Origin of the sequence: Halococcus sediminicola, assembly GCF_000755245.1 — an archaeon.
Taxonomy (GTDB): Archaea; Halobacteriota; Halobacteria; order Halobacteriales; family Halococcaceae; genus Halococcus; species Halococcus sediminicola.
Genome location: NZ_BBMP01000004.1, coordinates 96,970 through 121,851 on the forward strand (window position 1 = coordinate 96,970; position 24,882 = coordinate 121,851).

Genomic DNA, 24,882 nt, shown 5'->3' on the forward strand with positions numbered 1-24,882 from the left:
ACATGGGAATCGAGACCATCACATCGGACGAACTCGACGTCGAATCGGTACTCGGCTCGGCGGTCGAGCGCCGCGAGGACCCCGCGCTCATCACGGGCGAGGCCGAATACACAGACGACATCCAGCGGCCGAACATGGCCCACATGGCCGTCCTCAGAAGCCAGTACGGCCACGCGAGGATCGACGGGATAGACACCAGCGCGGCCGAAGAAATGGACGGGGTCATCGGTGTCTACACCGCCGACGACCTCGACGTCCCCGGCGAGATACCCGTCGGCTGGCTGCTCGACAGCCTCCGAACGCCGGTCCACCCGCTGCTGGCGGGCGACGTGGCGCGCTATCAGGGCGACGGCATCGCGGTCGTGGTCGCCGAGGAGCGCTCCATCGCGGGCGACGCGCGCGACGCCATCGAGGTCGAGTACGAACGCCTCGATGCGGTCACGGATCCCAAGGAAGCCGTCGAAGACGGCGCGCCGGTGGTCCACGACGATTTGGAGGATAACACAGCCTTCGACTGGGAGATCGGCGACGCCGACGAGACGGACGACGCCTTCGCGAACGCGGCCCACACCGCCGAGGTCGACCTCACGAATCAGCGACTGATCCCGAACGCGATGGAGCCGCGCGCGACCGTCGCCGAGTACAAACCCGGTACCGAGGAACTGGAGGTGCACCTGACCTCCCAGAACCCGCATCTCCACCGCCAGTTGATGTCCGGGGTGCTGGACGTGCCCGAGCACAAACTCCACATCGTCGCGCCCGACGTCGGCGGCGGGTTCGGTTCGAAGATCCACCACTACCCGGACGAGGCGCTCGCGTGCTGGTGTGCGATGGAAACCGGACGGCCCGTCAAGTGGACCGCCACGCGCACCGAAACCTACCTCACCGACGCCCACGGCCGCGACCACGTCTCACACGCCGAACTGGCGATGGACGAGGAAGGAACGATCACTGGGATGCGCGTCAAGACCTACGCGGGGATGGGCGCGTATCTCTCGACGTTCGCGCCTGCAGTCCCCACATACCTCTACGGCACCCTCCTGTCGGGCCAGTACGACATCCCGGCCATCCACTGTAACGTGGTCGGCGCGTTCACCAACGGCGCACCCGTCGATGCGTATCGGGGTGCAGGAAGGCCGGAGGCACTGTATCTCGTCGAGCGCATCATTACCCTCGGCGCGCGCGAGATGGGGATGGATCCCGCCGAATTCAGGCGGCAGAACTTCGTCCCCGAAGACGACTTCCCCCACCAGACGCCCGTCGCCGTCGAATACGACAGCGGCAACTACGAACCGGCGCTCGACAAAGCCCTCGAAGCCGTGGGCTACGACGATCTCCGAGAGCGACAAGCGGAACTGCGCGAGGAGGGTCGATACTTGGGCATCGGACTATCGAGCTACATCGAGGCCTGTGGGCTCGCACCATCCGAACTCGCGGGTCAACTCGGCGCACAGGCCGGCCTCTGGGAGTCCGGTCTCGTGCGAGTCCACCCCACAGGAAAAGTCACGGCGTTCTGTGGCACCTCTGGGCACGGCCAGGGTCACGAGACGACGTATGCCCAGATCGTTTCGGACGAACTGGGGATCCCCTACGACGACATCGAGATCGTCGAGGGTGACACCGATGAAATCCCACAGGGGATGGGCACGTATGGCTCGCGCTCGGCGGCCGTCGGCGGAAGCGCGCTGGCGACAAGTTCACAAAAAGTCGTCGAGAAAGCGAAGAAGATCGCCGCCCACCAACTGGAGGCCAGCGAGGAGGACATCGAGTTCAGCAATGGAGAATTTTCGGTTGCAGGAGCGCCCGAGCGCTCGATGCACATCCAGGACGTGGCCGCCCAGTCGTATCTCGCCCACGACATGCCGGAGGGCATCGAACCGGGGCTCGAAGAGACCTCCTTCTACGACCCTGACAACTTCGTCTTCCCGTTCGGGACCCACATCGCGGTCGTGGAGGTCGACCCCGAAACGGGCGAGATCGAGTTCGAGAACTACGTTGCTGTGGACGACGTCGGCCCACAGATCAACCCGAAGATCGTCGAGGGACAGGTCCACGGCGGCGTCGCACAGGGTATCGGACAGGCACTCTACGAGGGGGCCGAGTACGATAGTAATGGGACGCTCGTCACGGGGTCGATGCAGGACTACGTGGTGCCGAAGGCCGAGCACATTCCACGGATGGAGACCGATTCGACCGTGACGCCCTCGCCGCACAACCCGCTCGGCGTCAAGGGTGTCGGCGAGGCAGGCACCATCGCGGCTCCGCAGGCCGTGGTGAACGCCGTCACGGACGCACTCCAACCGTTCGGCATCGACCACATCGACATGCCGCTCACGAACGAGCGAGTCTGGCGCGCGGTGAACGACGCCCCGAGCGCCGAGGACGGAGGCAGCGAGGCGGTTGCGGACGGCGGCGAGCGCGCCGAAGACGAGCCGTCCGGAAGCGACGAGGGAGGTGAGAACTGATGTATCCCGACGAGTTCGACTACTACAAGGCCGATAGCGTCCAGGAGGCACTCTCGCTGCTCGACGAGCACTCCGATACGGAGGCAGAACTGCTCGCTGGCGGCCACAGTCTCCTACCGGCGATGAAAACGGGATTATCGAGTCCGGATGTCCTCATCGACATCAGCGGTGTCGACGAGATGCAGGGCATCACGGTCGATGGCGACACGCTCTCGATCGGCGCGATGACGCGCTACAGTGACCTCGTCGACTCCGAGGACGTGAGCGAACACGCCCCGGCGCTCGCGGCGGCCGTCGCGCAGGTCGGCGACGTCCAGGTCAGAAATCGCGGTACTATCGGTGGGAACCTCGCCCACGCCGACCCGGCGGCGGACCTGCCGGGCGCGGCGCTCGCCTCGGATGCGACGCTCGTCGTCGAGGGTCCCGACGGCGAGCGCGAAATTCCGGCTGACGACTTCTTCTTCGGGATGTACACGACCGACGTCGGTCCCGACGAACTGCTCACGCGCGTCGAGATACCCTCGGCCGCCGGCGCGCGCGGGGCCTATGCGAAGAAGCCGAGTCCCTCGTCGGGCTACGCGATGGTCGGCGTCGCCGCCCTGCTCGAAACCGACGGCGACGGCGTCACGTCGGCGCGCGTCGGCGCGAACGGCGTAATGGACCACGGCGTGCGCCTTTCGCCCGTCGAGGACGCGCTCGCCGACGGCGACGACATCGGGACGGCCGCGAGCCACGCCGGCGACGACCTCGACGTGGACATGATGATGTCCGACCTGCAGGCCTCGAACGAGTTCCGCGCCCAACTGCTCGAAGTCTACACCGAGCGGGCGCTGACGGACGCGATGGACGCCGGCTCGTCGTCGGCCGCGGCCGACTGAGCCCGCTATCCTTTTCGACGGTTTCGGCCGTCGTCGAGCGATCTGGCGAGCGCGGATGTTCCCCGAGTCGGTGAGCATCCGTCCGGTGGTTCGTGACGGTGGACTGACGAACGGGTTTTACGCATCGGTGCGTTACGTGCGGGCGTGCCACAACCAACGTTCCGTATCGTGCGCTGTGGACCGATCCCAACACCGCCGGGGGGCGCTCGACGGCCGGCGTCGTCGACCGGTCGCCGGCGGGCTGTGGAGGGTGAATGAGCGACGCCGCCACCGGGTTCAGTGACGTGACCACGGCCGACGTCCGGGCGGCCTTCGAGTCGGAGAACTACGTCGCCGACGACGACATCGTTACAACCGTCGAACTGGCGCTGCGACTCGGCAAGCCGCTGCTCGTCGAGGGCGAACCGGGCGCGGGCAAGACCGAGCTCGCCAAAGTCCTCGCGGGGGGGTTCGACGCCGAACTCCTTCGGCTCCAGTGTTACGAGGGACTGACCGCCGAGAGCGCGCTCTACGAGTGGAACTACACGAAACAGCTGCTGAGCATGCAGAGCGCGGAGGGTGGCGAGTCAGTCTTCGACGAGGAACATCTGCTCGAACGTCCGCTGCTGAGCGCGCTCCGCGGCGAGGGTCGACGAGTGTTGCTCATCGATGAGGTGGACCGTGCCGACGAGGAGTTCGAGGCACTCCTTCTGGAGGTTCTCTCTGACTTTCAGGTGAGCGTTCCCGAGTTAGGGACCGTACGCGCACGGACCCCGCCGGTCGTGATCATCACCTCGAATCGAACCCGAGGGCTGTCGGACGCGCTCAAGCGCCGGTGTCTGTTCTTGCACGTCGCGCCGCCGACCTTCGAGAAAGAGCGCGCCATCGTCGAGCGCAAGGTGCCCGAACTCGGTAGGACTGTGGCCGCCGAACTCTGTGCGATGACCGGACGACTGCGCGAGGAGCCGCTGCTCAAACCGCCCGGCGCGGCCGAGACCATCGACTGGGCGCGGGCGGTCGCCGCGCTGCGCGATGGCGGGGATAGCGCTCTCGACGACGAGACGGTCGAACGCACGCTCGGCTGTCTCTTGAAGGAAGTCGAGGACATCGAGCGCGTCGACCAAGAACTACTAGTATCGCTGCGCGAGGCCGCCGAGCGCGCCCGCACGGAGGCCGATTGATGGACCCCGCCGAGCACGCCCGCGAGGAACTCGTGCGATTCGTGCGCGCACTCCGCCGGGCGGGCGTCGCCGTCCCCGCCAACGCCGGCACGACGGCCGCCAGTGCGCTCGCCGCCGTCGGACTAGCCGACCGCGAACGCGTGCGGGTCGCCCTCCGGGCGTCGCTCATCACCAAAGGAGAGGACGAAGGGACGTTCGACGAACTGTTCGCGGAGTTCTGGCGACGGCTCACCGCCGGACTCGATCCGAGCGGTCCCGCCGAGCGACCCGAAAACCCGCCGGATGGCGGTCTCGCGCCGCTCGGGGCCGACCCAGCCCCCGGCGAGCACGCCGACTCCGACGGTGAGAACGACGAGCGCGATGGGGAGGAGGGCGAACGGAGCGGGTTGGGCGCGGTGGTCGGTCGCGGGGCCGGAGAGGCCGGCGAGGAGGTGACGGCGGCACGATACAGCCCGACGGGCCAACGAGAGGCGATTTCGTCGTTCGCCGTTCCCGACACGGAGGGGTTCGACGATGCGTTCGACGAGTTGACGCGCGCGCTCGCCGAACTTGCGGGCCGGCGCTGGACCGGCGGCGAGGAGCGCCCCGACGTCAGGCGTGCGCTCCGGGCGAGCCTTGGCACTGGTGGTGCGGTCGTCGATCTCCCGCGACGCGAGCGGGCGCGGACGGCGGTGCGGGCGCGCGTGGTCGTCGACGTGAGCCGGTCGGTACTCGACGTCGTCGAGCGGCCCTTCTTGCTTCGTTTTCTCCAGCGTGCGCACGCGGAGTGGCGCGATACACGGACATTCTTCTTCGACGAGGACCTCCGGGAGGTCACCGACTCCTTCGACGCACCGAGTTCGGGCGCGGCGCTCGCCGCTCTCGAACGCGCCGAGACCGAATGGGGCGGCGGCACGCATCTTGGAAGATCGCTCGACCGCCTCCGCACCGATTTTCCATACTCGGTCGACCGCCGGTCGGTGCTGATCGTCGTCAGCGACGGACTGGAGATGGGCGATGTATCGGCCCTCGAAACGGCGCTGTCGGGGCTTTCACGGACGGCGAGCGCGGTGCTCTGGCTGAACCCGCTCGCGGCTTCGCCGGAGTACGAGCCGACGGCTCGCGGGATGGCCGCCGCGCTTCCGTATCTCGACGGATTGTTCGCGTTCGCCGGGCCAGCCGACCTCGTCGACCTCGCCCGGCAGCTCCGACGAGAGGGTCCCCACGGCTCCATCGGCTACGAACACGACGCGTGGCGAACCGAGCGACGAACGACTCACCAAACACAAACGACATGACCGACACGAACTGGGGAATGGTCGAAACGGACGTACTGGCAGCGATCGGCAACGCGATCGAGAGGGAGCGCGAGGCGGTGCTTGCGACCGTCATCGACGTCGAGGGCAGTGCGTACCGCCGCCCCGGCGCGAAGATGCTCATCGACGAGGACGGCGGCGCGGGCAGCCTCACCGCTGGTTGCCTCGAAGACGAGGTGCGGGAACTGGCGAGTGAGGTCCTCGACGCGGGCCGGCCCCGCATCGAGACCTACGACCTGATGGGTGACGACGACGTCTGGGGTCTCGGCATGGGCTGTAACGGGATCATCACCGTGTTGCTCGAACCGCTCGAGGCGAGCTATCGACCGGCCGTCGAGCACGTGACGAACGGTATCGACTGTGCGGTCGTCACGGTCACCGGCGGCGACCGCCCGCTCGGCGAGCGCGGGGTGTACGACTCCGAAGACGGGTTTGTGGGTGATCTGCCCGAGTGGATGACTGAGAGACTGGCCGAACCGACGACGGCGCTCCTCGAAGCGGGGCGGAGCGAAACGGTCGAAGTGGAAACGGACGAGGGCACCGTCGAGGTGTTCGTCGACGGCATCGAAGCGCCCTCGAAACTCGTCGTGGTCGGTTCGGGACCCGACGTCGGTCCAGTAATCGAACTCGCAGCGCGGGTCGGTCTCCGGAGCACGGTCGTCGCCTTCCGCGGTGCGCTGTCTGCCGGTGATTTTCCCGCGGCCGACGCGGTTCGCACCACTTCGCCACCGAAACTGCGCGAAGCGGTCGACTTCGACGACGACACCCACGTGGTGGTGATGACGCACAACTTCATTGACGACCGCCTCGCGCTCGAAGAGTTGCTCGCAACCCCCGTGCCGTACATCGGTCTGATGGGGCCACACGAACGCTTCGAGGAGATATGCGAGGAGTTCGCCGCGGAGGGCGTGGAACTCGCCGAAGAGGACATCAACCGTATCTACACGCCCATCGGTCTCGACCTCGGCGGTGATTCTCCCTATCGCATCGCCTACAGCATCGTCGCCGAGGTGCTCGCGGTCGAAAGCGATCGAACGCCGCGACACCTCGCCGAGCACACCGGCCCGATTCACGAGCGCCAGGCCATCGGCGGGGCCGAATAGCGTAGTGGGCATGATATAGCAGCATGTAGTTTACTGGTTGGGCTTGGAACAACTATCACGCTCGAATTTCGGGAAAATCCATCAAGTAGCTAGGAAACGGTCGTGCGGACACTTGGAAAGGACTGCGGTAGTGCTGCTGACGGGTGACCGGTAGCGATAAATGGTATCCAGCGCACTCGGTACTAGTCAGATGGACAAGGAGACGGCTCCGGGCCAGCGTCTGGATTCCGCCGAGTGGAATCGATTGCGAAAGGAGGTCCTCTCCCACGACGGCCACCAGTGTGTCAACTGGGGGGGCACAGACATATCTCGAAGTACACCACGTCGTGCCGCTCGAACAGGGCGGGACGAGAACAAGCCGACGAACCTGGTGGCGGTCTGTCGGTCGTACCATGCGGGTGCTCACGAAGAGAACGTGTATGACCCGAACAGGGAAACGGAGAACGAACGCTGACTGCCGACAGTCGAGGAGGTCAGCAGGCTGGTTCGGAGGACCCAGCATCCGCTGAAACGGGCGATCCTTGGACTGTTTGCGAAGACCGGTATCGGCGTCGGCGAACTCTGTGATCTGTGCATGGCGAATGTCTTTCTCGACGATGGCGACGTTTCCGAAGCACACGAGGTCAGGGAGTTCGACTGGGTGAACAACGACCACCCAGCGCTTCGAATCCGCGTCGAAGGGGACGAACCCTACTCACCACGGAGTGAGCGTGCCAAAACCACTCTCATCCCACTCGACGAGCTGATGTGTCGGATTTTCAAGCGCTGGTTGGCTGTCCGTCCAGATACACAGCGGCGGTCTCGACCGCTGTTCGTCAGTACGTACTCGTGGGGCGAACGGCTGTCGCCGCTTGCCATCCATAATTCAGTCGAACCACGGGCTGCGACGCTGGGATTCACCGACGAGGAATCCGAGCTGAACAACTTCACGCCGTACACGCTTCGATACCTCTTCACCGAGCGGCTCTCTGGCCAGCCGTCCGTCCGTAAGTACATACTCGAAGGAGTGCCGACGACACTCTCGTTCGAGCAAATCGTGGCCATTACCGGGACAACACTATTCCGTACTCTAATTCTTATCTATCCAAATGAGACGTCACTTCGATTCTAGGGGTCTATATATGCTGAGCCTGCGAAAATATACCGGAAATAGTGGCCTATACTATGGTATAAGAACGCCTATGCTAACATAACAGTCCATATCTCGCCTCTTCCTGGAGTTTTTGGACGTTCTGTAAGAGCGTTCTGCAAGGCTTGCAGGTACTTGCCAGAGCAAGTGCTGCAAGGATTTGGGAGTGAGGTGATGGCTGCTTCGACGCCCCATCCCCGCGGTATGTGTCCTGACTATGGGCCGTCCGGAATTCCTATCCACGCCAATGGCGGCCTGCTCCAGAACCAGTGTAGCAGCGTAGTCGCGGACAGCTGGGGTAAGTCGGCGTGAATCCCCGGCGCACCGTCGGCGACGGCCCGCAGGTAAAGGTCATCGTCAAACGCTATTCGGACCTTGCCGGGAAGAAGCGCGGGCTGACCACCCCACTGACGACGCTATTCGAAGACCAGTTCGTCAGCGAGGTCGAGACGCCACAGTGCGGCTTTGGTGAATTCGAAGGGGGTGAGCGAGCGTGACGGATCGGGAGGAGAACGATTTGGCCAACGTCGACGACCTCCGAAAGCCGTATTCTTGCGGGGCGCTCTCGACGGAGATCTACCGTTGCGACGATTGCGAACAGGACCTCGCTGATAGCGAGCGAATCGTGCGGGTTGCAGTCACGGGAGGAACGCCATGAGCTTCGACGAGATCACAGCTAGCAACAGCGACGGCGACGAGCGCGATGATGAACCTACAGTCGAGAGTCTTGCAGCACGCGTGCGCGACCTCGAAGCTGACGTCTATGGATTCGCAGATGACGAACAGGCGGCCGGACAAGAGGCGGTCGTTGACGTCAAACGAACGATTGTGTTCCTCGACAATCGCCTCGATGAAGACCGGCGAGTGTCGGGCGTCCCTGTCGAAGACGTCTTCCGCATTGCGGGTGTGCTAGGCCTCTCCGAAAGCGTGGTTAAGCAGGCCTACAACCGTCTCAAGCGCCACGGTGAGATTTACGAGCCAGCAATCGAGGAGGTGCGGGCGACATGACGCGCACTGGTCCCATCAAGTGCGGCGACGTTGAACGCCGTCGGCTCCTCGAAGAACTCGGCCGCGAGGACTGCGTCAAGTTCATCGGCGAGGCCGCCGAAGCAGGCCGGCAGGCCGACGCCGGTGACCATCTTGGCGACAGCAGCGATGATGTCGAGAACGCCGACCCGTACGTGGAGGCTTCTGCCGATGAGTGAGTCGCCAGTCGCGCTCGGCGAGTGGACGCATGACGAGCTCGAAGCACACATCCGCGATCTCGAAGACGAAATCGAGAGTCTCGATGAGAGCACGTCAGCCATGCGTAACGAATTGGCGTTCATCAAACGGACGCTCGTTGTGCTTACCGACGCCGAGATCGGCGGCGAGCACCACCCGCTCGAGGGATTGCCCGGCGCCGGTGAACAGACCCGTGGTGACATCGACGACCTCCAGAGCGCCGTCACGAATCACGGCAAACAGCTCGAAGCCATTCGCGATGTCGGGAGCGAGAAGACCGGCAAGGATGAGAAGGTCGCCGCGATTGCTGCCTTCGCTCAACAAAAGGTCGACGGAAGCCAGTCAAAGGTCCTCGTCGAGGCGAGCGAGATCCGCGGCTGTACTGGCGTGAGTCGCCGCTACGCCTACGACCTCGTCGATACCATCGGCAACAGCGACCAGTACGAGTGGGCCGGCGTCCGCGATGCAATGAGCGTCACGACCGGGAGCGGCACCACTCAGAAGAAGAAGGCGCTCAAGGTCGATTGTGGCAAGCTCCGTGGGAATTCACAGGACCCGGACACTGTGAACAAGTTCACCACACGAACCGACGAGGAGGGACGCTGAGATGACTTTCTTCCAAAGAGGTGTTCCACCTCCATTGGATTGACTGAAACGTAGCTTGGACCGTGTCGTGCAAGCAAAGGTACAGTAGCGGTGTGTAAACCGCCTGTGTGCCGCTATGTGCTCCTCGAACTAGAGTTCACACACTCGGAATGATGTGGTGAACGATTTCACAATACAAGACCATGATACGAACCATCGGAATAAAGGTAGAGTCCGTTGGATCGAGTTGCTCTCTGCCTGACTCCGGCTCAACTACGAGCTGTTTGCCGGCTTGGTAGAGATCGACGAGGTGTTCGCCGCCCTGCCAGCGCTGGAGCGATGGCGCGGGTTCATCGAGACACACAACGGGCTTGCTGATGTCACAGATGGATCACCGGCTACTGGCCGGCGATCCGTCGAAAATACTCATGAACCAGAATACCCCGAAATCGGTGTTTGCCCGCCAGCACAGCAGTCCGAACAGACCTCGATCGGCAGTTCGAGATGAATGCCCACGAGCTCCCGATTTCGCGAAAGCTGCATCTCTGATGTCTACTCGATCTGAAACAAGGTAAACGACTACTGTCGCGGGGATTTCGCCTCGCGTACGTCACCACCCTCACGAAGCATATCGGGACATTCAGGACAGACTCGCACGGTCTCCATGCCGGTCGGAGCGAACACGCGAACGTATCGCTCGGTGACGAACGCGCCGCAATTCAGACACTCTGACATACTGCTATCACTTGATGCTCAGCACTTTGTTCTATCGGTGGACGTAGATATCGAGCTGATTGCTCTAGAGATTAGCACTGATCCTCGAGGGTTTTCACATCACAGATATCCGATTTATTGAAATCGCCGTGCGAGATACAGGGGGCGTATCTTGCACATTGGGCGGCAAAGATGTCCTGATCGGGTGATTCACCGTGTCGACCGCCTGATTGGTTGGGGGTACCCGAGCGCGACTATGCTGTGTTCGCCCAGTGCATCGGTTGTTATCGTTCCACGTCTCTCCGCGCGTTGACGGCTAATACCGGCATTTCAGCGTGTCTGATAACTCGTTCGGCCGTGCTTCCGAGGAGGTAGCGATTGAGACCCGTCCGGCCGGTCGTGCCCATCGTCACGAGGTCGACCTCGTGTTCGTTAGCGTAGTCGAGCAGGTCGCTCGCCGGCACCCCCTCCTGGACGCTCGTCGTCACATCGAGACCCGCGTCCGTGGCGCGGTCGACTATCTCTTCGGTCGCGCGCTCGCCTTCGGCTTCGAACCGCTCAACCAGTTCCGTCGGCGCGGAAGAGCCCGGCGTGAGCGTTATCGCGCCGACATCGACGATATTGACTGCATGAATGCGAGCGCCGGCCCGTTTGGCGATCTCGATACCGTGGCCGATGGCGATGCTCGCCGCATCGCTACCGTCGGTCGGAATCAGCACGTCTCCGTAGTCGCCGGTGAGTTCGCTGCACTCGACTGCCTTGGCCGTCAGTACCGGACACGAAGCCTGGCGCACGACGCGCTCGGTCACGCTGCCCGCAACGTACCGGCTCACTCCGGTCCGGCCGTGGGTGCCCATCGAGATGAAATCGACGTCATGCTCATCAGCATATTCAACTATCGCGTCGGCGGGTCTTCCTCTGAGTACCGCTGTCTCTACCGCGTCGCCCTCGAAGGCGGCTTCGGTCGCCGCGATTGCTTCTTCGTTTTCGGCTTCGATACGCTCGATGAACTGCTGATCAACGCCGCCAGCGTTGAACATACCACCCGCTGTCTGGATGTCGGCGGCGCTGACGAGATGAGCCGTCGCGTCGAATATCCGTGCGAAATAGTGGGCGTGTTCGGCGGCCCGAATCGCGTGCTCGCTGCCGTCAGTCGGGACGAGGATGGTTTCGTACATCATCCGTCGAGTCGATTCGCTGGCACATAAATCCAGTCGACAGTTCCGGGGTGCGGGGAACGGGCCTATGGATTCATGCTTCCCGTTCCCGTGGTGGTTGGGTCGCTCCGATTCGCCACTGGGGTAGAGTTTTGTCGATTGATTGCATAGTACACGCTATGGGTGAGGGTAACTCCGGGACGATGGATGAAGACGAACGGGATGGGTTTCTCGGCACCGGTGGCACGGGCGTCATCTCCCTCGCAGCGGGTGAGACGGCACCGTATTCGACTCCCGTTTCGTACGGCTACGACGCGGCTGAGTCGGTTTTTTACTTCCGGCTCGCCGCCCAGCCAGACAGCGAGAAGGGCGACCTCGCCGACCGGTCTGTCTCGTTCGTGACCTACGGCAACGACAACGGGTGGAAAAGCGTCGTGGCGACCGGACAGCTGGAGCGAACTTCTGAAGAATCGGTCGCTACCGAGAGCCTGCAGGGGCTTGAGCGAGTCCACATTCCCCTCATCGATATCTTCGGCACACCCCCGCGGGAAGTGGCCTTCGAGTTCTATCGGCTCGTTCCCGACGAGCTGACCACGCGAACGGAAACGCGAACAGAGCTCTGAAACGCCGTCCACAGTAGCGAACCAGATTCGAGGAATATCTGAGAAAAGTAGGCGGTTGGCGAGCGTCGCTAACTATCAGTCACTGTTTTCACGACGAGTGCCGGGCGACTCATCAGCCTGAGAATGTGGCCGGTGACGCTTGCTAAAAGCGCGCCTAGTTGCTCCACCGATTCGGAGGTAGATATCATTTTCCGCCCGGAGTCGAAGGATGTGAGGAAGCATGATGTACGACACTATCCTCGTTCCGACTGACGGTAGTGGAGGAGCGGAGGCGGCCGCACGACACGGGCTGAGACTCGCGAGCGCCTTTGATAGTGAGGTGCGCTTTCTGAGCGTCGTCGATAGGCGCTCATATAGCGGTGACCTCGCTGGGGTTGATTCGCTGGTGGATGACCAACGTGATGCACTGGTTGAGGGAGCGACGAACAACCTTCGCCCGCTCGAAGACCTTGCCACAGAAACCGCCGTTCCGTTCGAATCGTCGATCGAGCACGGCATTCCTCACAAGGCGATATTTGAGTACGCTGACGAACATGATATCGACATGGTGGTGATGGGAACGCACGGTCGAACGGGGCTTCAGCGTGTTCTCATTGGGAGCGTCACCGAGCGAGTCGTCAGAACAAGTGATATACCCGTACTCACTACGCGGGCCGTCCCGAACGAGCGCTCGTCGTACGAGGACGTGTTGATTCCGACCGATGGTAGTGATGCCGCGAGTGCTGCTATCGATCATGGATTGACCATCGCCGAACGATGCGACGCCACTGTCCACGCACTATCGGTCGTGGATGTGAGTTCACTCGCTGATTCCTACAACGTCGCCCCCATCATTGAGGCGTGGAAGGACGATTGCGAGCGAGCGGTCGCTGAGGTTGCCAAAGCAGCCGAAAGCCGCGATATCGACGTTACTACCGAGGTCAAGCAAAGCACACCTTATCGGGCTATCAAAATGTACGTCGAAAACAAAGAAGTCGACCTCGTGGCGATGGGCACGCATGGTCGAACAGGACTCGAACGCTACCTCGTCGGCAGCGTGACCACGCGCACCGTCAGAACAAGTGACGTTCCGGTACTCACGGTCCGATAACGTCACAGATAGTGAGGCACATCGAAAGGGCCCGTTTTGTGGACTGGCAGATGTTTAAATCGGACATGGTGAGGTATACTGACGGCTAAAAGTTCATGTACCTCTAGCTATTGGTGGCGGTATGGCGGCTCTCGAAACCGTCTCTGCTGAAGACCTCCGCCAAGTCCTGGCAGAGGTCGATGATGCTGATGCCGTACAGCGTCTGATGGCGGCAATCACGTTCAAAGAAATCGGCGATTTGACCCAGGAAGAAGCCGCTGCACTCTATGGGTTTTCCAGTACTTGGGCTTCGAAATGGTTCAACCGTCTCGAACGGCTCACCGACGAGCCATTCGAGGACGTCGTCTACGACGAACCTCGATCCGGTCAACCACCAAAACTCACCGAATCAGAACATCGGCGGTTCGTGGATGACCTCCACGAACCGCCTGAAGAAGTTGGTCTCAACGCGCGTGCGTGGACGGTCCCGCTCGCCCAGCAGTATCTCAACCAGAAATTCGACGTGCAATACTGTGATCGCCTCGTCCGACGGCTGATGACCGAGGCCGGGCTGTCACGACAGACAGCCCGGCCGCAGTACGTCGATGCCGACGAACGTGCTCAAGAAGCGTTCCGTGAAGGCTTCAAAAAAAGCTCACCGATCTGGACGACGAATACACGGTCGTAGCAATCGATCAGACTCGACAAGATCTGGCGAACCTCGTCTACGCGTGGTTTCCTGAGGGAGAGCGCCCGACACTGCCGATGTCGGGCGCATGGGGGAGTCTGAAATTGCTGGGCGGAATCACTGATGACGGAGAGACGTTCTACCTTCCGTGTGAGGATAATTTCACGAGCAATCTCTCGGTTCGACTACTTGATGCACCCCAAACTGAATTCGGCGAAAAACTCTGCATAGTGCTGGATAACGCACCGTATTTTACGGCGAACAATGTCAACGAATTTGTCGAAGACACGCCTCTCGAACTGTGTTACCTGCCGCGGGGTTCACCGGAGCTGAACCCCGCCGAGGAATGCTGGCATCAACTCAGCCAACGTCTCGGTAACCAGCTCTTCGAGGAACTCGACGAACTTCGCGACGCTGCTCTCACCGCGCTTGATTCGATCGAACCGCCGAGTTTATCCTCGTATTTGTGTCTGTGAGTATATCTCGCTGAGGGCCTGCCCAAGCAGAATGTCGCGGCGCTTTCGGATACCCGCGAGTATCTCAACGAACTGATTGAGTGGCAGCAGCGGCCGGTTGAGAACGACGATCTGTCGCAGGCGGCGGAGCCGGTCGGCGACGAGAGCGATGGGAGAGAGGGAACGGTGGTCATGGAGAAAATGACCTGCGGCGACGAGACGTGCAAGTGCATAACTGGGGGGGGGGGAGAAACACGGTCCGTACAAGTATCGCTACTATCGCACAAGCGACGGCACGCTCACCTCCGAGTACATCGACAACGAGTGATACTGTTCATATTTTCTCTCGCTTCCCATCCGACCTTGTGTAACAGTAGTGGATCGGGATATACGAGTTCGTTACATAAGGCAACCGAAAGCCTCTGGAGACGGTGATCGATCGTAACAGTGCCGCCTTTGCGGAATTCGCGCGAGATCACCATCGCGCTCGGCGAGGGTTCAGAGCGCCGATGACCACCGAACGCGCTCGCCGACCTTTGACGAATCGGTTATCGCCGCACCGCTTCGTGCGTGTGGAGCACGTCGCCATAGGCCGCGTGTTCGTCGGCGTCCGCATCGAGCGCCCGGTGCTCTCCCCGCTCGACGGCGATACGACGCGGGACTGCGCCCCACTCGACGGCCGTGACGCGAACGCGACCGTCGGTAGAGCCGAGACGGCCCGGCACTTCGCGGACCACGACGTGCTCTCTGGCGGGGTCGACGTACTCGACCTCGACGTGGCGCGTCGGCCGTTCACCCGCGCTCCAGCGGACCACCGCACGCACGGCGACCGCATAGAGGAATTTCTCGCCGTCAGGGTCGGGTTCGGGCGCGCCCATTTTCGAGAGCGGTTCGGGCGCGTCGAGGAACGTCCGGCCGTGCATATCCGCACCCGAGCGGAGGATAGCGTCGGCGGTCCGGGCGAACCCGTTAGCGAAGCGGCCACTCGCGTCGCGCACGCGACTCATCGGTCCACCCTCACGCCGCTCACTGGGTCAACGCCACTCCCGAATTTGGCATCCCACTGGTAGAGTTCGGGCGCGCAGGTGATGCACCAGCCCTCTTCTTGCTCTTCGGCGCTGTATTCCCACATGTCCTTCCCGCAGCCGCGGCAGAACGCCGCCATCAGCGGCCTCCCGTGTCGCGGACGAGATGGGTCCAGACCGCCCAGTCACCGACCGAGACGCCGGAAACGCAGTCCGGGCAGGGATAGACGCCAACGCCACACGGACCGTCGCAGTCGCGCGAACCGAACGGACAGCCTTGTTCGCGGGCAAACTGGGCAACTTGAGCGATGAAACGGCTCTGTGCGCCGTCGGTAAACAGCGCGTCGAGAGCGCATTTGATGGCGTGTTTGCACCCGAGACCGCGGAATTGCCGGTCCTCGCAGGTGCAATGGCCTGATTGAAGGTCGACCTCGTAGGCCGAACCGTCGTGGGTGACCTCGTAGCTGAGTGGCGCGATGCACTTGGCTTCGATGTCTTGAGCGACCGCGCGTTCGAATCGCGCAGCCGTCAGGGCGATACTGCTTTCCGGGGCCGCATTTGTAGTGGACATTGGCTGTGGACTCCTTGAAACAGCCAGCCCGCGTGTTGGACCACGCGGGCATTCTCTCGCTGAGAACACCCCGAGGGGCCGGTCTGTCTCTACTACAAATTACTATCTACAGTCACATAAAGGTTACTGCTTGTGGTAACGATGACTACTTACAGTAATATTTATAGCAATGCGACCACATACAGTAAGTATGGAAGAAGCCAAACAGGCAATCGTGCCAGATGACCAATACCGAGGCTTGCTGACTGAACGAGAGCGCGAAATACTAACCGGCGATGCTGATGTGACCGATAACTATCGGTACCGAGTCATAAGCCGTGTGCGGACTAAAATCGAGACTATCGGCCGGGATATGGATGTGTTGGAGGAACAGCGTCCGGACCTGCTCGAAGAACTCCGTGAGGTCGTTTGCGATGAGTGATCTTCGCCGATTTGAGAGCGGTCAGCGCGCGATCGACCGCGAGAGCGGCGATGAGAGCCGGATGTTCGTTCTCGGCGGGCGCGACAAGACCGCCGAGGAGTGCTATGTTGCGGCCATCGACCAGACCGTCGCCGAGGCGAATCCCGAGTATCCGGCGGGCGACCCGGTGGCTAACGTCGCGTTCGTCGAGAGCATCGAGGAGGCGATGGGTATCGACTGGGAAGCCGATGACGTGCTCCAGTTGGGTGCAAGCGAGCGCGCCCGCGCACGGATTCGGATGTATGCCTACCCGGAGAGTCGTCTCGCGCCGGTTGAGGAGGAAAACGATGGGTGACCTTCGACGCATTGAGAGCGCCGGGAGGAACGATGAATGAGGAGAACGAGCACTGGGAGCGTCACGTCATTCGCTCAGTCGAGGAGTTTCGCACCGGGGCGGTTTACGAGGTTCCGTCGCTCCGGCGGACTGGTAGCAGGGCGTGGGAGGTGCATGAGGTGTCGAATAGGGGACTGACTTTCAGCAAGGTGGGCGGGTCGTCCGGCGCGGAACTCGGATGGGACGACAAGCCTGGAGCCTCTACAGATGATGACCAGCCCCGCACGCTTCGCGAACCCGTCGTGGACGGCGAGGTCGTCGAGATCGAACCGCCATGACTGAGAATCTACCGACGCCCGATGAGATACTCGCCATGCATGATGAGATCGAAGCGGAGTACGACCTGAAATACAAGGGTGTTCGTGCTGCGGCCCCGAAAGGCAAGCTCCGACAGAACGTCATCGAACCGGCGAGAGAGTACGACGACCCGTGGCACCGAGCTGCCGTGTTGCTCTTCGGAATCCAGAGCGTCCACGTTTTCGAGGATGCGAACAAACGGACGGCTTGGGCCGTGACGATGGAGTATCTGGATGAGCAGGGGCTTGACGTCGAGTTGCCACAGGATACTGCTGTGATCGAGCGTATCGTTCGCCGCGCCGGGCTGTTCGACACGGACGCACTCGCCGAATGGCTCGAAACCGGCGAGATTGACGAAAGCAAACTGCCGGAGCGTTAAAGATGGAGAAGAACCACACCACTACTATGAGCAAGCCAGAACAGGAATCGGACGACCTTGAAGAGTACCGTGAGCGGGCGCGAGAAACCATCAAGCGCGAGAAAGACGTCCTCGACGCGCTTGCCGACTGATCCCACCCGAACGCTGATCCCCCGGACCTGTCTATGTTCTCAATAGAGCGTAATGGTTATACTACGCCGAGATTCTGCTCCTCCGCGCATCCTCGCGCTGGTCTCAGCTAACCTTGTGTAATAATTGGCCTTTCCACCCATCGGATTTGTACATAAGGTTCGCTGGTCGTCGCATTATCGACCGGACCTCCGTAAATCTACAACAGAGACGGACCGTTGCGCTTACCAGACATCCACCCCTGTCTCGACACGGTCTTCGCCCTCAACCGCCTGAGTCGAGAGCACTGCCGCGAAATTTTCGGTCACATCGGGATGTTCGACGGCACGCTCCAGCGCTGGGATAATTTGGGTGGCGAGCTCCGCGCTGACATCGAAGCTTCTGGTGCAAGCATGGTGATGCGGTGGCTGGAAATCGTCCTGAAGTTCGTCGTTTCAAACGTCAAATATTTCTGTGAATTGCTGTGATTACCATGCCCTATGCCTATTCAACACAGCAGCGTAGGTAAGTTTTATATACCACCCAATAATTCGTCATCCTGCCACAGACACAGTGGTACAATATCACAAACATGGCACAGACAGACACTGCAGTCGATTCCGATGGAAAATCCACCGTCTCAAGCGATCAATCAGAAAGGGGACTCGACCTTTTCTGGGAAGAAACACCTCGCAAAGCCCGTTACCGCTACTTGCTTCACTTTGCCGTGTACGTACTCTTGCTTGGCACGGTCGTCTGGCCGGGCTTCATCGCATTCAATCGGATCGAACCATACGTGCTAGGACTTCCGTTCAACATGTTCTGGGTCACGATGGTCCTCGTGTTCATCACCATCAACTCGTATCTCCTGTACCGCTTTGACGAAGGCAAACTACTGGGAGGCAGTTGAACATGGTCACGACGGATACCCTGTTCATTACGGGAATACCCCTCCTTTATCTCGCTTTTGCGCTCTGGATCGGGCTGCGAAGTCGCGGGGAGGCAGATCAAGACAGCACGGAGGGATACGTCGCCGGGGGTCGGGGAATCGGCCTCCTTGTGATGTATTTCGTCATGAGTGCAAGCATCAACAGTGCTTTTGCGTTCTTGGGTGGGCCAGGGTGGTCGTTTAGCAAGGGTGCGGCTGCACTGTACATTGTTGCATACGGTGGGTTCGGAATGTTGCTGTGGTATATCTTCGGTCCGAAAGTCGCTCGGCTTGGTCGCAAACGGGGCTACGTAACCCAGGCGGGTTTCCTCAGCGACCGGTATAACAGCAAGTATCTCTCCGCGCTCATGGCGATCGCTTCGGTTGCTGCGTTTATTCCGTATCTGGTCGTCCAGATCAAGGGCGTTGCCTTCATTCTCACAGAGGCCAGCAACGGGCTCATTCCGTTCTGGCTGTCGGGGCTGTTGCCCTTTCTTGTGATCGCCATCTACGTACTCACAAGCGGAATGATGGGTGTTGGGTGGTCGAACGTGCTTCAGGGAGTTATGATGCTGGTACTTGCCTGGTTCCTCGGATTGTACCTCCCCTTTGAGCTTCATGGCGGCATACAGCCGATGTTCGAACAGATCGCCAACAGCAATTCCACCCATTTGCTTGTCGGGCTGCCGGAGATGTCGATGCTCCGCTATTCGAGTTTCATCATCGTTTCGGCGCTTGGATTCGTCATGTGGCCTCACCTGTTCATGCGTGCTTACTCGGCCGACAACGAGAAGACACTGAAGAAAACGGTCGCGCTCTATCCAACCTTCCAGTTCATTTTGATCCCGATCTTGCTAATCGGGTACGCTGGTGTGACCACAGTTGACCCAGCCGTACTGAGCAGTCCGGATCGCATCTTGCCGTATTTGATTACAGACCTCGGGATTCATCCCGTTCTCATCGGACTGTTCTTCGCTGGTGCGCTTGCGGCAACGATGAGTACCGCGGACTCGATCGTCCATGCATCGGTGAGTGTTACTACTAGGGACTTCTACAAACCGCTGTTCGATTCGGATATTGGTGACAAAAGCGAGACCCGATTGATGAAACTTGCCGTCTTTCCCACGGTCGGTGTCGCGTACTATTTCGCGCTGTTTAGCCCGGTCAATATCGTTCCGCTACAGGCGGCGGCATACGGCGCGGTGGTCCAGTTCCTCCCGTTGATGCTCGGTGCCTTCTACTGGCCAGGCTCGACAAAAACTGGGGCACTGTCTGGACTGTTCGCCGGCAGTATCGTGACCATCCTCTTTACGTTCATCGTCCCTTCCCCACTGGATCTGCATGCCGGGTTCTGGGGGCTTATCGCCACGACTGTCGTTTTCGTCACGGTGAGCTTGGTTACCGAAGTCGAGGACAAAGAGTTCGCACAAGATATTATTAGAGAATCACGGCCTGCACCATCTACAGCACAAACGTCGGGCGAGAGTTCCTCTGTAACTGCGACGGATGGTGGGGCTCAATCAGACGAGGCGGAGTAAGCACAGTCATCGCGGACGGGACTGTCGTTCGGTAGACGGCTAGCAATACCGTCTGTGTTGTCTGTCACCACGTCCGCCCTGCATTCGCATGAACAGCCGTGAGCCTTCCCGGTTCATCGAGACTAATCGTGGACGATCGCCCGGAGCTTGGTCATAGAGAGGTTGCTGCCCGAAATCGGTAGAACGACTGTTTTCCCTGTCAGTTCATCACTTAACTGGAGTGCCGCTGCAACGCTGCTGGCGGCTGCCCCTTCGACTAACACACTATCGTCGGCGAGCAGTCGTCGAATAGCGGCCCGCAGATCATCGTCTTCAACGAGTACCATCTCCGAGAGATGTTCCTGCATGATCTCAAGCGGAAGTGCGAACGGTGTTCGTGTCTTGATTCCCTCTGCGAACGTCTCAGCATTCTCCTGCATCTCGACGATTCCATCTTTCCACGCACGATAAACCGCATCCGCTCCCGAGGCTTGGACCCCGATAACGTCAGCACCAAGGAGTTTTCCGACAGTGAGTGCGTAGGCTGCGGCACTGCTTCCACCTCCAACTGGATTGATGAGAATATCGACGCCGGGACAATCAACCATCACTTCGAGACCAGCGCTGGCACGCCCGGCGATGAGATGGGGTTCGTTACCGCCATGGACATAACGGTACCCATCCTCTGCAGCCTGCTGTTCAGCGTACTCGCGAGCTTCGTCAACGTCTCGACCGTGCGCGATAACGGTCGCCCCGAGCCGTTCCATATTGTCGGTCTTGGTCGGATTCTTGAGCGTCTCGGGGACGACAATGACTGCCGGAATGTCAAACTCGCGCGCGGCAGTTGCCATCCCTTGGCCGTGATTGCCCATGCTTGAAGTGATGAGCCCCGGCTCGTGGAATTCTTCGTTAAGGTCGTTGACGAGGTTGTAGAACCCACGGATTTTGAACGAACTAGTTGGGAGTGTATCCTCACGCTTGAGATAGACATCGGCATCGAGAGCTGTTGAGAGACTCTCACTGCGAACCAATGGCGTGCTGGGAATGTACTGTCGGACGATCTTCCGTGCCTCGTAGATATCACGAGTCGTTGGTGGGGTCAGATCGTGGTACGAAAAGATCGTAGTCTTATCGGGTGATTCGACTGATTCGTATGATGTCGTCACTCACACCAATATGGACACGGCTGTATTAAGCGCCCATGATCGATTGGAGACAACTGTAGCTGTCGTTTCTGTTAGTACCGACTGGTCGAGAGATCGTTTGATGCTCGTAGTCAGTGAACAACAGTCCGTACTGTCCACAAATACTAATACGACCATCCACAATTTGCATCCTGGTAACTATGAACGCACAAAAGCAGGTCCGCGACTGGCTTATCGATCTGCGCCGTGATTTTCACCGATACCCAGAACCGGCATGGTGTGAGTATTATACGATGGATCGTATCGTTAATGAGGTGACCAATATCGGTGTTGACGAGATGTATGTCGGCCGTGATGCACTTGCCCCAACAGAACGGATGTCTATTCCATCTGATGACGTACACGACCAGTGGCTGGAAAACGCTCGTGAGCTAGGTGCCGACAGCGATTTGCTTGCGGAGATGAGCGGTGGCTACACAGGTGCTGTCGTGACCCTCAAAGAAGGAGATGGCCCAACTATTGCTCTCAGAGTCGATATCGACGGCTTGTATATCAATGAAAGCACCGAACACGACCATTTGCCTGCTGCTGAAGGCTTTCGTTCCGAGAACGAACAAACGATGCACGCCTGTGGACACGACGCCCACATGACCATCGGACTCGGTGTCTTGGAGGCGCTCAAAGAGAGTGAGTTCGAAGGAACGTTCAAACTCTTTTTCCAGCCCGCTGAAGAGCGTGGCAGCGGCGGCAAACCCATGGCTGCGTCGGGCCGTCTTGACGGCGTTGATTATCTGCTCGCGCTCCATGTCGGACTCGGTCATCCGACCGGAGAGATAGTTGCTGGAATGGTCCGGCCACTGGCAAACATCAAATTCACCGCCGAATTTTCTGGAGAGAGTTCACACGCAGGTGTTGCTCCTGAAGCTGGAAAAAACGCTATCCAAGCACTGGGAACGGCGATTCAGAATAGCTACGCCATCCCACGTCACGGAGAGGGCGCGACACGGGTCAATATCGGCCGTGTCGAAGGTGGAACAGCTTCAAACATCATTTCTGATAATGTCCGAATCGAGGCTGAGGCACGAGGTGAGACGACTGAACTGATGGAATACACGTTCAAGCGTCTGAAGCAAGTCCTTCGGCAGTCAGCTACAATGCACGACTGTGATGTCGATTTCGAAATTACAGGTCACTCACCACGGGCTGATAGCAATGAAGATCTCTCTGCGATGGTCTATGAAGCTTCGAAAGGGATTGATGGAGTCACCGAGTCAATCATGCAAGCTGATTTCGGAGGAAGCGAGGATGCAACCTGTTTAATGAACGCTGTCGAGGACAATGGAGGCAAGGCTGCTTACTCGATCATCGGAACAGATCATCCGGCCGGCCATCACAACAGTCGCTTCGATATCGACGAAGCAAGTCTCAGAATTGGTGTCGAGACAATCTGCGATGCCATTGTTCGGGTATCTCGTGAAAGGCCGTGATTGGCACCAAATATCAAAATAGAGATAAGATTGCTCATAGGGGTCAGCAGAGATACTCATAGATTTTCGGCGTCAACCACATCGGCTAGCGACGCTCCAGAATCTTCGACCGATGGCCGTTGCGAATAACGCACTCATCCGAACAAAAGGCTACACCCAGCGATGTATGTCCGAGACGTCCTATTCGACGGTCAAGCGAACGCAGGGCGGAGTCCTGCGTTCGCGGTTCTGGTATCGTCAGTTCCGTGAGATTGTTCTCCTGTTCGCGCTCAACAACATCAAGAAACTCGCCGAGACACTATGATCGTACCCTCGTACCGCATTTTCAACAGAGCAAGTCGGTCGTTTCTTGGACAGCGATGAGTACGGCAATAGCTATCGGCATTTCCGAGCGGCAGACATTGCAGACAGTGACCCGGAACTTTCCGCTGCGATGGTTGGAGCCTATTTGCCGAAGTCAGAGGATGAATCGCCTCTTTCGTCGGGAATCGTCGTGGCACGGCATACGGACTCGCGGAATAGTGCGACGCTCTGGGTCGTTCGTCGGCGGCAACGCTGCCCTCGACGAGCGCTTCTACCAGCTCTATTACGACGTGGACGCCGTCTCGGTCGGCCCGGATGAGGGGGGGGGGGAACCTTCACGGGGCGGACGAACACACCACGGTCACCTCGTTGCTTGAGGCCGCGGCGACGATCTCCGCGATCGCCGTTGAGTACTGCGAGACCGAGGAGTGATCCGATGGCAACCGATTCGAATCCATCACGACGATCGATCCGACGACATCGCATCGACGGAACGAATAGCAACCATAACACACGACACCATAGCCACCGATGACATCCGATATTACCGTGTACTGGGACGACCGTATGCTCGACCACGAACCGCCGACGGGTGCCTCCAAGTACCCCGACACGCCCATCGTCGCAGCCCCTGAAGTCCACCCGGACCGTCGGGAGCGCGTCGAGAACATCCGGGCGATGATCGACCATGCCTTCGGTGACGTCACAGAGACCGTTTCGCCGGCGTCGGCGAGCCGGGCGGCGCTCAAACGCGTCCATGACCCCGAGTACCTCGATTGGATTGAGGCGTTTTGTGCCGACGGGGGAGGTCGGATCGGGGACACGACGACCGGAATGAACGAACACACCGCCGATGCCGCCCGCGTGTCAGCCGGCGCCGCGATTGAGGCGGCCTCGGCCGCGCTCGTGAACGGGGATGGCGACGACGCACTCCCGTACGCGCTGTGTCGCCCGAGCGGCCACCACGCCCAGCCGGACCGCGCAGACGGGTTTTGCTTCCTTAACAACGCGGCGCTTGCCGCCGAGGCGGCGCTCGCTGACGACGGTGCCGACGTCGTGGCCGACCGAGTCGCTATCGTCGACTGGGACGTCCACCACGGCAACGGAACCCAGGAGGCTTTCTTCGACCGCGATGACGTGCTGTTCGTGAGCGCGCATAACGACCACGGCTCTTGGCATCCCAAGTATCATCCCCAGGAAGGGTCGATCGAGGAGGTTGGCACCGAAAACGGCGAGGGGTACACCGTCAACGTCCCGCTGCCGCCAGGGACCGGCAACCGCGGCTACGAGTCGGTGTTCGACCGAATCGTCGAACCGGCCGTCGCCGAGTTCGATCCGAACTTGGTGATCGTCAGTGCTGGCCAGGATGCCGGCCCTGCGGATATGAACGGACGGAACATCGTGACTCGGGCGGGGTTCCGGGAGCTGGGGGCCCGTGTTCGCCGGCTCGCCGACGAGACCGCCGACGGCGCGCTGGCACTGATTCAGGAGGGCGGCTACCAGCCATCACACCTCTCGTTCGCCACGCTCGGTGTCTTCGAGGGCATCCTCAACCACACGGTCGATCTGGAGCAGTACGGAACCGACGACCCCTTCGAATTCCTCGATGAGCCGACCGGACTGGTCGACGACTGGATCGACGAGGCGGTCGAGCGCCATCGAGAGTATTGGCCGGTCGAGTGACCAGAACGCACCGCCCGGTGAAGCGGGAGATTTGGGTCATGGACAACGCAAACCTCCCGCTTCAGCGTCTTTGATTTAGCGACCGATCCCGACGCCGTCT

General features: G+C 60.4%; 29 protein-coding genes and 1 pseudogene. 24 read left to right on the forward strand and 6 right to left on the reverse strand.

The features are described 5' to 3' along the window. Window positions 1-2 precede the first annotated feature (2 nt). The 11 genes from ACP97_RS01650 to ACP97_RS01695 all read left to right on the forward strand — a co-directional run bounded on the left by ACP97_RS01650 (window position 3) and on the right by ACP97_RS01695 (window position 9,860). Window positions 3-2,465 (forward strand): xanthine dehydrogenase family protein molybdopterin-binding subunit, encoded by a 2,463-nt coding sequence (locus ACP97_RS01650; RefSeq protein WP_049996105.1) that lies wholly within the window; start codon window positions 3-5, stop codon window positions 2,463-2,465. After that, complete coding sequence (locus tag ACP97_RS01655; RefSeq protein WP_049996106.1) at window positions 2,465-3,343, forward strand: FAD binding domain-containing protein; 879 nt, start codon at window positions 2,465-2,467, stop codon at window positions 3,341-3,343. The genes ACP97_RS01650 and ACP97_RS01655 overlap by 1 nt, the downstream gene beginning before the upstream one ends. A gap of 254 nt (window positions 3,344-3,597) precedes the next feature. Then, window positions 3,598-4,503, forward strand: a complete 906-nt coding sequence (locus ACP97_RS01660; RefSeq protein ID WP_049996107.1) for an AAA family ATPase — start codon at window positions 3,598-3,600, stop codon at window positions 4,501-4,503. Next, the gene (locus tag ACP97_RS01665; RefSeq protein ID WP_049996108.1) at window positions 4,503-5,780 is read left to right on the forward strand and encodes a VWA domain-containing protein; all 1,278 of its coding nucleotides are present in this window, start codon (window positions 4,503-4,505) and stop codon (window positions 5,778-5,780) included. The genes ACP97_RS01660 and ACP97_RS01665 overlap by 1 nt, the downstream gene beginning before the upstream one ends. After that, window positions 5,777-6,901, forward strand: a complete 1,125-nt coding sequence (locus ACP97_RS01670; protein WP_049996109.1) for an XdhC family protein — start codon at window positions 5,777-5,779, stop codon at window positions 6,899-6,901. Before ACP97_RS01665 ends, ACP97_RS01670 begins: the two co-directional genes overlap by 4 nt. Window positions 6,902-7,475: 574 nt before the next feature. Further along, complete coding sequence (locus tag ACP97_RS01675; RefSeq protein ID WP_049996110.1) at window positions 7,476-8,012, forward strand: hypothetical protein; 537 nt, start codon at window positions 7,476-7,478, stop codon at window positions 8,010-8,012. A 326-nt stretch (window positions 8,013-8,338) separates the two neighbouring features. Further along, on the forward strand, window positions 8,339-8,527 hold the full coding sequence (locus ACP97_RS01680; protein ID WP_049996111.1) for a hypothetical protein: 189 nt from the start codon (window positions 8,339-8,341) through the stop codon (window positions 8,525-8,527). Continuing rightward, complete coding sequence (locus ACP97_RS19575) at window positions 8,524-8,688, forward strand: hypothetical protein (RefSeq protein ID WP_154019888.1); 165 nt, start codon at window positions 8,524-8,526, stop codon at window positions 8,686-8,688. Before ACP97_RS01680 ends, ACP97_RS19575 begins: the two co-directional genes overlap by 4 nt. Next, window positions 8,685-9,038 (forward strand): hypothetical protein, encoded by a 354-nt coding sequence (locus ACP97_RS01685; RefSeq protein ID WP_049996112.1) that lies wholly within the window; start codon window positions 8,685-8,687, stop codon window positions 9,036-9,038. The genes ACP97_RS19575 and ACP97_RS01685 overlap by 4 nt, the downstream gene beginning before the upstream one ends. Continuing rightward, on the forward strand, window positions 9,035-9,235 hold the full coding sequence (locus tag ACP97_RS01690; protein WP_049996113.1) for a hypothetical protein: 201 nt from the start codon (window positions 9,035-9,037) through the stop codon (window positions 9,233-9,235). The genes ACP97_RS01685 and ACP97_RS01690 overlap by 4 nt, the downstream gene beginning before the upstream one ends. Continuing rightward, window positions 9,228-9,860 (forward strand): hypothetical protein, encoded by a 633-nt coding sequence (locus tag ACP97_RS01695; protein ID WP_049996114.1) that lies wholly within the window; start codon window positions 9,228-9,230, stop codon window positions 9,858-9,860. Before ACP97_RS01690 ends, ACP97_RS01695 begins: the two co-directional genes overlap by 8 nt. A 558-nt stretch (window positions 9,861-10,418) precedes the next feature. Here the strand turns inward: ACP97_RS01695 and ACP97_RS20250 are convergent. Next, window positions 10,419-10,574 carry a DUF7563 family protein gene (locus ACP97_RS20250; RefSeq protein WP_202593531.1) on the reverse strand — a complete coding sequence of 52 codons (156 nt, stop codon included), beginning with the start codon at window positions 10,572-10,574 and terminating at the stop codon, window positions 10,419-10,421. 263 nt (window positions 10,575-10,837) lie between these two features. Beyond that, complete coding sequence (locus tag ACP97_RS01700) at window positions 10,838-11,731, reverse strand: universal stress protein (protein WP_049996153.1); 894 nt, start codon at window positions 11,729-11,731, stop codon at window positions 10,838-10,840. A gap of 158 nt (window positions 11,732-11,889) precedes the next feature. On the opposite strand from ACP97_RS01700, the gene ACP97_RS01705 reads away from it, so the two are divergent. From ACP97_RS01705 to ACP97_RS18780, 3 genes are all read left to right on the forward strand, one after another. After that, on the forward strand, window positions 11,890-12,333 hold the full coding sequence (locus ACP97_RS01705; protein ID WP_049996115.1) for a pyridoxamine 5'-phosphate oxidase family protein: 444 nt from the start codon (window positions 11,890-11,892) through the stop codon (window positions 12,331-12,333). 223 nt (window positions 12,334-12,556) lie between these two features. Beyond that, the gene (locus ACP97_RS01710; protein WP_049996154.1) at window positions 12,557-13,423 is read left to right on the forward strand and encodes a universal stress protein; all 867 of its coding nucleotides are present in this window, start codon (window positions 12,557-12,559) and stop codon (window positions 13,421-13,423) included. 121 nt (window positions 13,424-13,544) lie between these two features. Next, window positions 13,545-14,566 (forward strand): IS630 family transposase gene (locus ACP97_RS18780; RefSeq protein ID WP_154019889.1). Its coding sequence is split into 2 segments (ribosomal slippage): window positions 13,545-14,058 and window positions 14,058-14,566, totalling 1,023 coding nucleotides; the frame shifts between segments, so codons are not numbered across the junction. A 527-nt stretch (window positions 14,567-15,093) separates the two neighbouring features. On the opposite strand, the gene ACP97_RS01725 is transcribed toward ACP97_RS18780, so the two are convergent. From ACP97_RS01725 to ACP97_RS01730, 3 genes are read right to left on the reverse strand one after another with little or no spacing between them, the layout of a single operon-like run. After that, complete coding sequence (locus tag ACP97_RS01725; protein ID WP_049996118.1) at window positions 15,094-15,552, reverse strand: hypothetical protein; 459 nt, start codon at window positions 15,550-15,552, stop codon at window positions 15,094-15,096. After that, window positions 15,549-15,710, reverse strand: a complete 162-nt coding sequence (locus ACP97_RS19580) for a hypothetical protein (RefSeq protein ID WP_154019890.1) — start codon at window positions 15,708-15,710, stop codon at window positions 15,549-15,551. Before ACP97_RS19580 ends, ACP97_RS01725 begins: the two co-directional genes overlap by 4 nt. Then, window positions 15,710-16,141 carry an SWIM zinc finger family protein gene (locus ACP97_RS01730; protein ID WP_049996119.1) on the reverse strand — a complete coding sequence of 144 codons (432 nt, stop codon included), beginning with the start codon at window positions 16,139-16,141 and terminating at the stop codon, window positions 15,710-15,712. Before ACP97_RS01730 ends, ACP97_RS19580 begins: the two co-directional genes overlap by 1 nt. Window positions 16,142-16,331: 190 nt before the next feature. Here ACP97_RS01730 and ACP97_RS01735 point away from each other — a divergent pair, with 190 nt between their 5' ends. The 7 genes from ACP97_RS01735 (at window position 16,332) to ACP97_RS01760 (ending at window position 20,185) form a co-directional block, all read left to right on the forward strand. Next, entirely contained in the window at window positions 16,332-16,562 is a 231-nt protein-coding gene (locus tag ACP97_RS01735) for a hypothetical protein (protein ID WP_049996120.1), read from the forward strand. Further along, window positions 16,555-16,896, forward strand: a complete 342-nt coding sequence (locus ACP97_RS01740; RefSeq protein ID WP_049996121.1) for a hypothetical protein — start codon at window positions 16,555-16,557, stop codon at window positions 16,894-16,896. The genes ACP97_RS01735 and ACP97_RS01740 overlap by 8 nt, the downstream gene beginning before the upstream one ends. 32 nt (window positions 16,897-16,928) lie before the next feature. Then, window positions 16,929-17,213 (forward strand): hypothetical protein, encoded by a 285-nt coding sequence (locus tag ACP97_RS01745; RefSeq protein ID WP_049996122.1) that lies wholly within the window; start codon window positions 16,929-16,931, stop codon window positions 17,211-17,213. Continuing rightward, a complete protein-coding gene (locus ACP97_RS01750) occupies window positions 17,210-17,611 on the forward strand; it encodes a Fic family protein (protein WP_049996123.1) in 402 nt (133 codons plus the stop codon). The genes ACP97_RS01745 and ACP97_RS01750 overlap by 4 nt, the downstream gene beginning before the upstream one ends. A gap of 443 nt (window positions 17,612-18,054) precedes the next feature. Beyond that, window positions 18,055-18,207, forward strand: a complete 153-nt coding sequence (locus ACP97_RS19585) for a hypothetical protein (protein ID WP_154019891.1) — start codon at window positions 18,055-18,057, stop codon at window positions 18,205-18,207. Window positions 18,208-18,311: 104 nt separating this feature from the next. Continuing rightward, window positions 18,312-18,629 carry a hypothetical protein gene (locus tag ACP97_RS20255; RefSeq protein ID WP_202593532.1) on the forward strand — a complete coding sequence of 106 codons (318 nt, stop codon included), beginning with the start codon at window positions 18,312-18,314 and terminating at the stop codon, window positions 18,627-18,629. Window positions 18,630-18,631: 2 nt separating this feature from the next. Beyond that, window positions 18,632-20,185 (forward strand): sodium:solute symporter family protein, encoded by a 1,554-nt coding sequence (locus ACP97_RS01760; protein ID WP_049996125.1) that lies wholly within the window; start codon window positions 18,632-18,634, stop codon window positions 20,183-20,185. 122 nt (window positions 20,186-20,307) lie between these two features. On the opposite strand, the gene ACP97_RS01765 is transcribed toward ACP97_RS01760, so the two are convergent. Further along, window positions 20,308-21,330, reverse strand: a complete 1,023-nt coding sequence (locus ACP97_RS01765; RefSeq protein WP_049996126.1) for a threonine ammonia-lyase — start codon at window positions 21,328-21,330, stop codon at window positions 20,308-20,310. 179 nt (window positions 21,331-21,509) lie between these two features. Here ACP97_RS01765 and ACP97_RS01770 point away from each other — a divergent pair, with 179 nt between their 5' ends. The 3 genes and pseudogenes from ACP97_RS01770 (at window position 21,510) to ACP97_RS01780 (ending at window position 24,782) form a co-directional block, all read left to right on the forward strand. Further along, window positions 21,510-22,796, forward strand: coding sequence for an amidohydrolase (locus tag ACP97_RS01770; RefSeq protein ID WP_049996127.1), 1,287 nt, complete (start codon window positions 21,510-21,512; stop codon window positions 22,794-22,796). A gap of 109 nt (window positions 22,797-22,905) precedes the next feature. Continuing rightward, a pseudogene (locus tag ACP97_RS01775) lies at window positions 22,906-23,100 on the forward strand (IS5/IS1182 family transposase); the annotation flags it as partial. Window positions 23,101-23,630: 530 nt separating this feature from the next. Then, window positions 23,631-24,782: an arginase family protein gene (locus ACP97_RS01780; protein ID WP_049996128.1), complete on the forward strand. Its 1,152-nt coding sequence runs from the start codon at window positions 23,631-23,633 to the stop codon at window positions 24,780-24,782. Window positions 24,783-24,882: the final 100 nt, after the last annotated feature.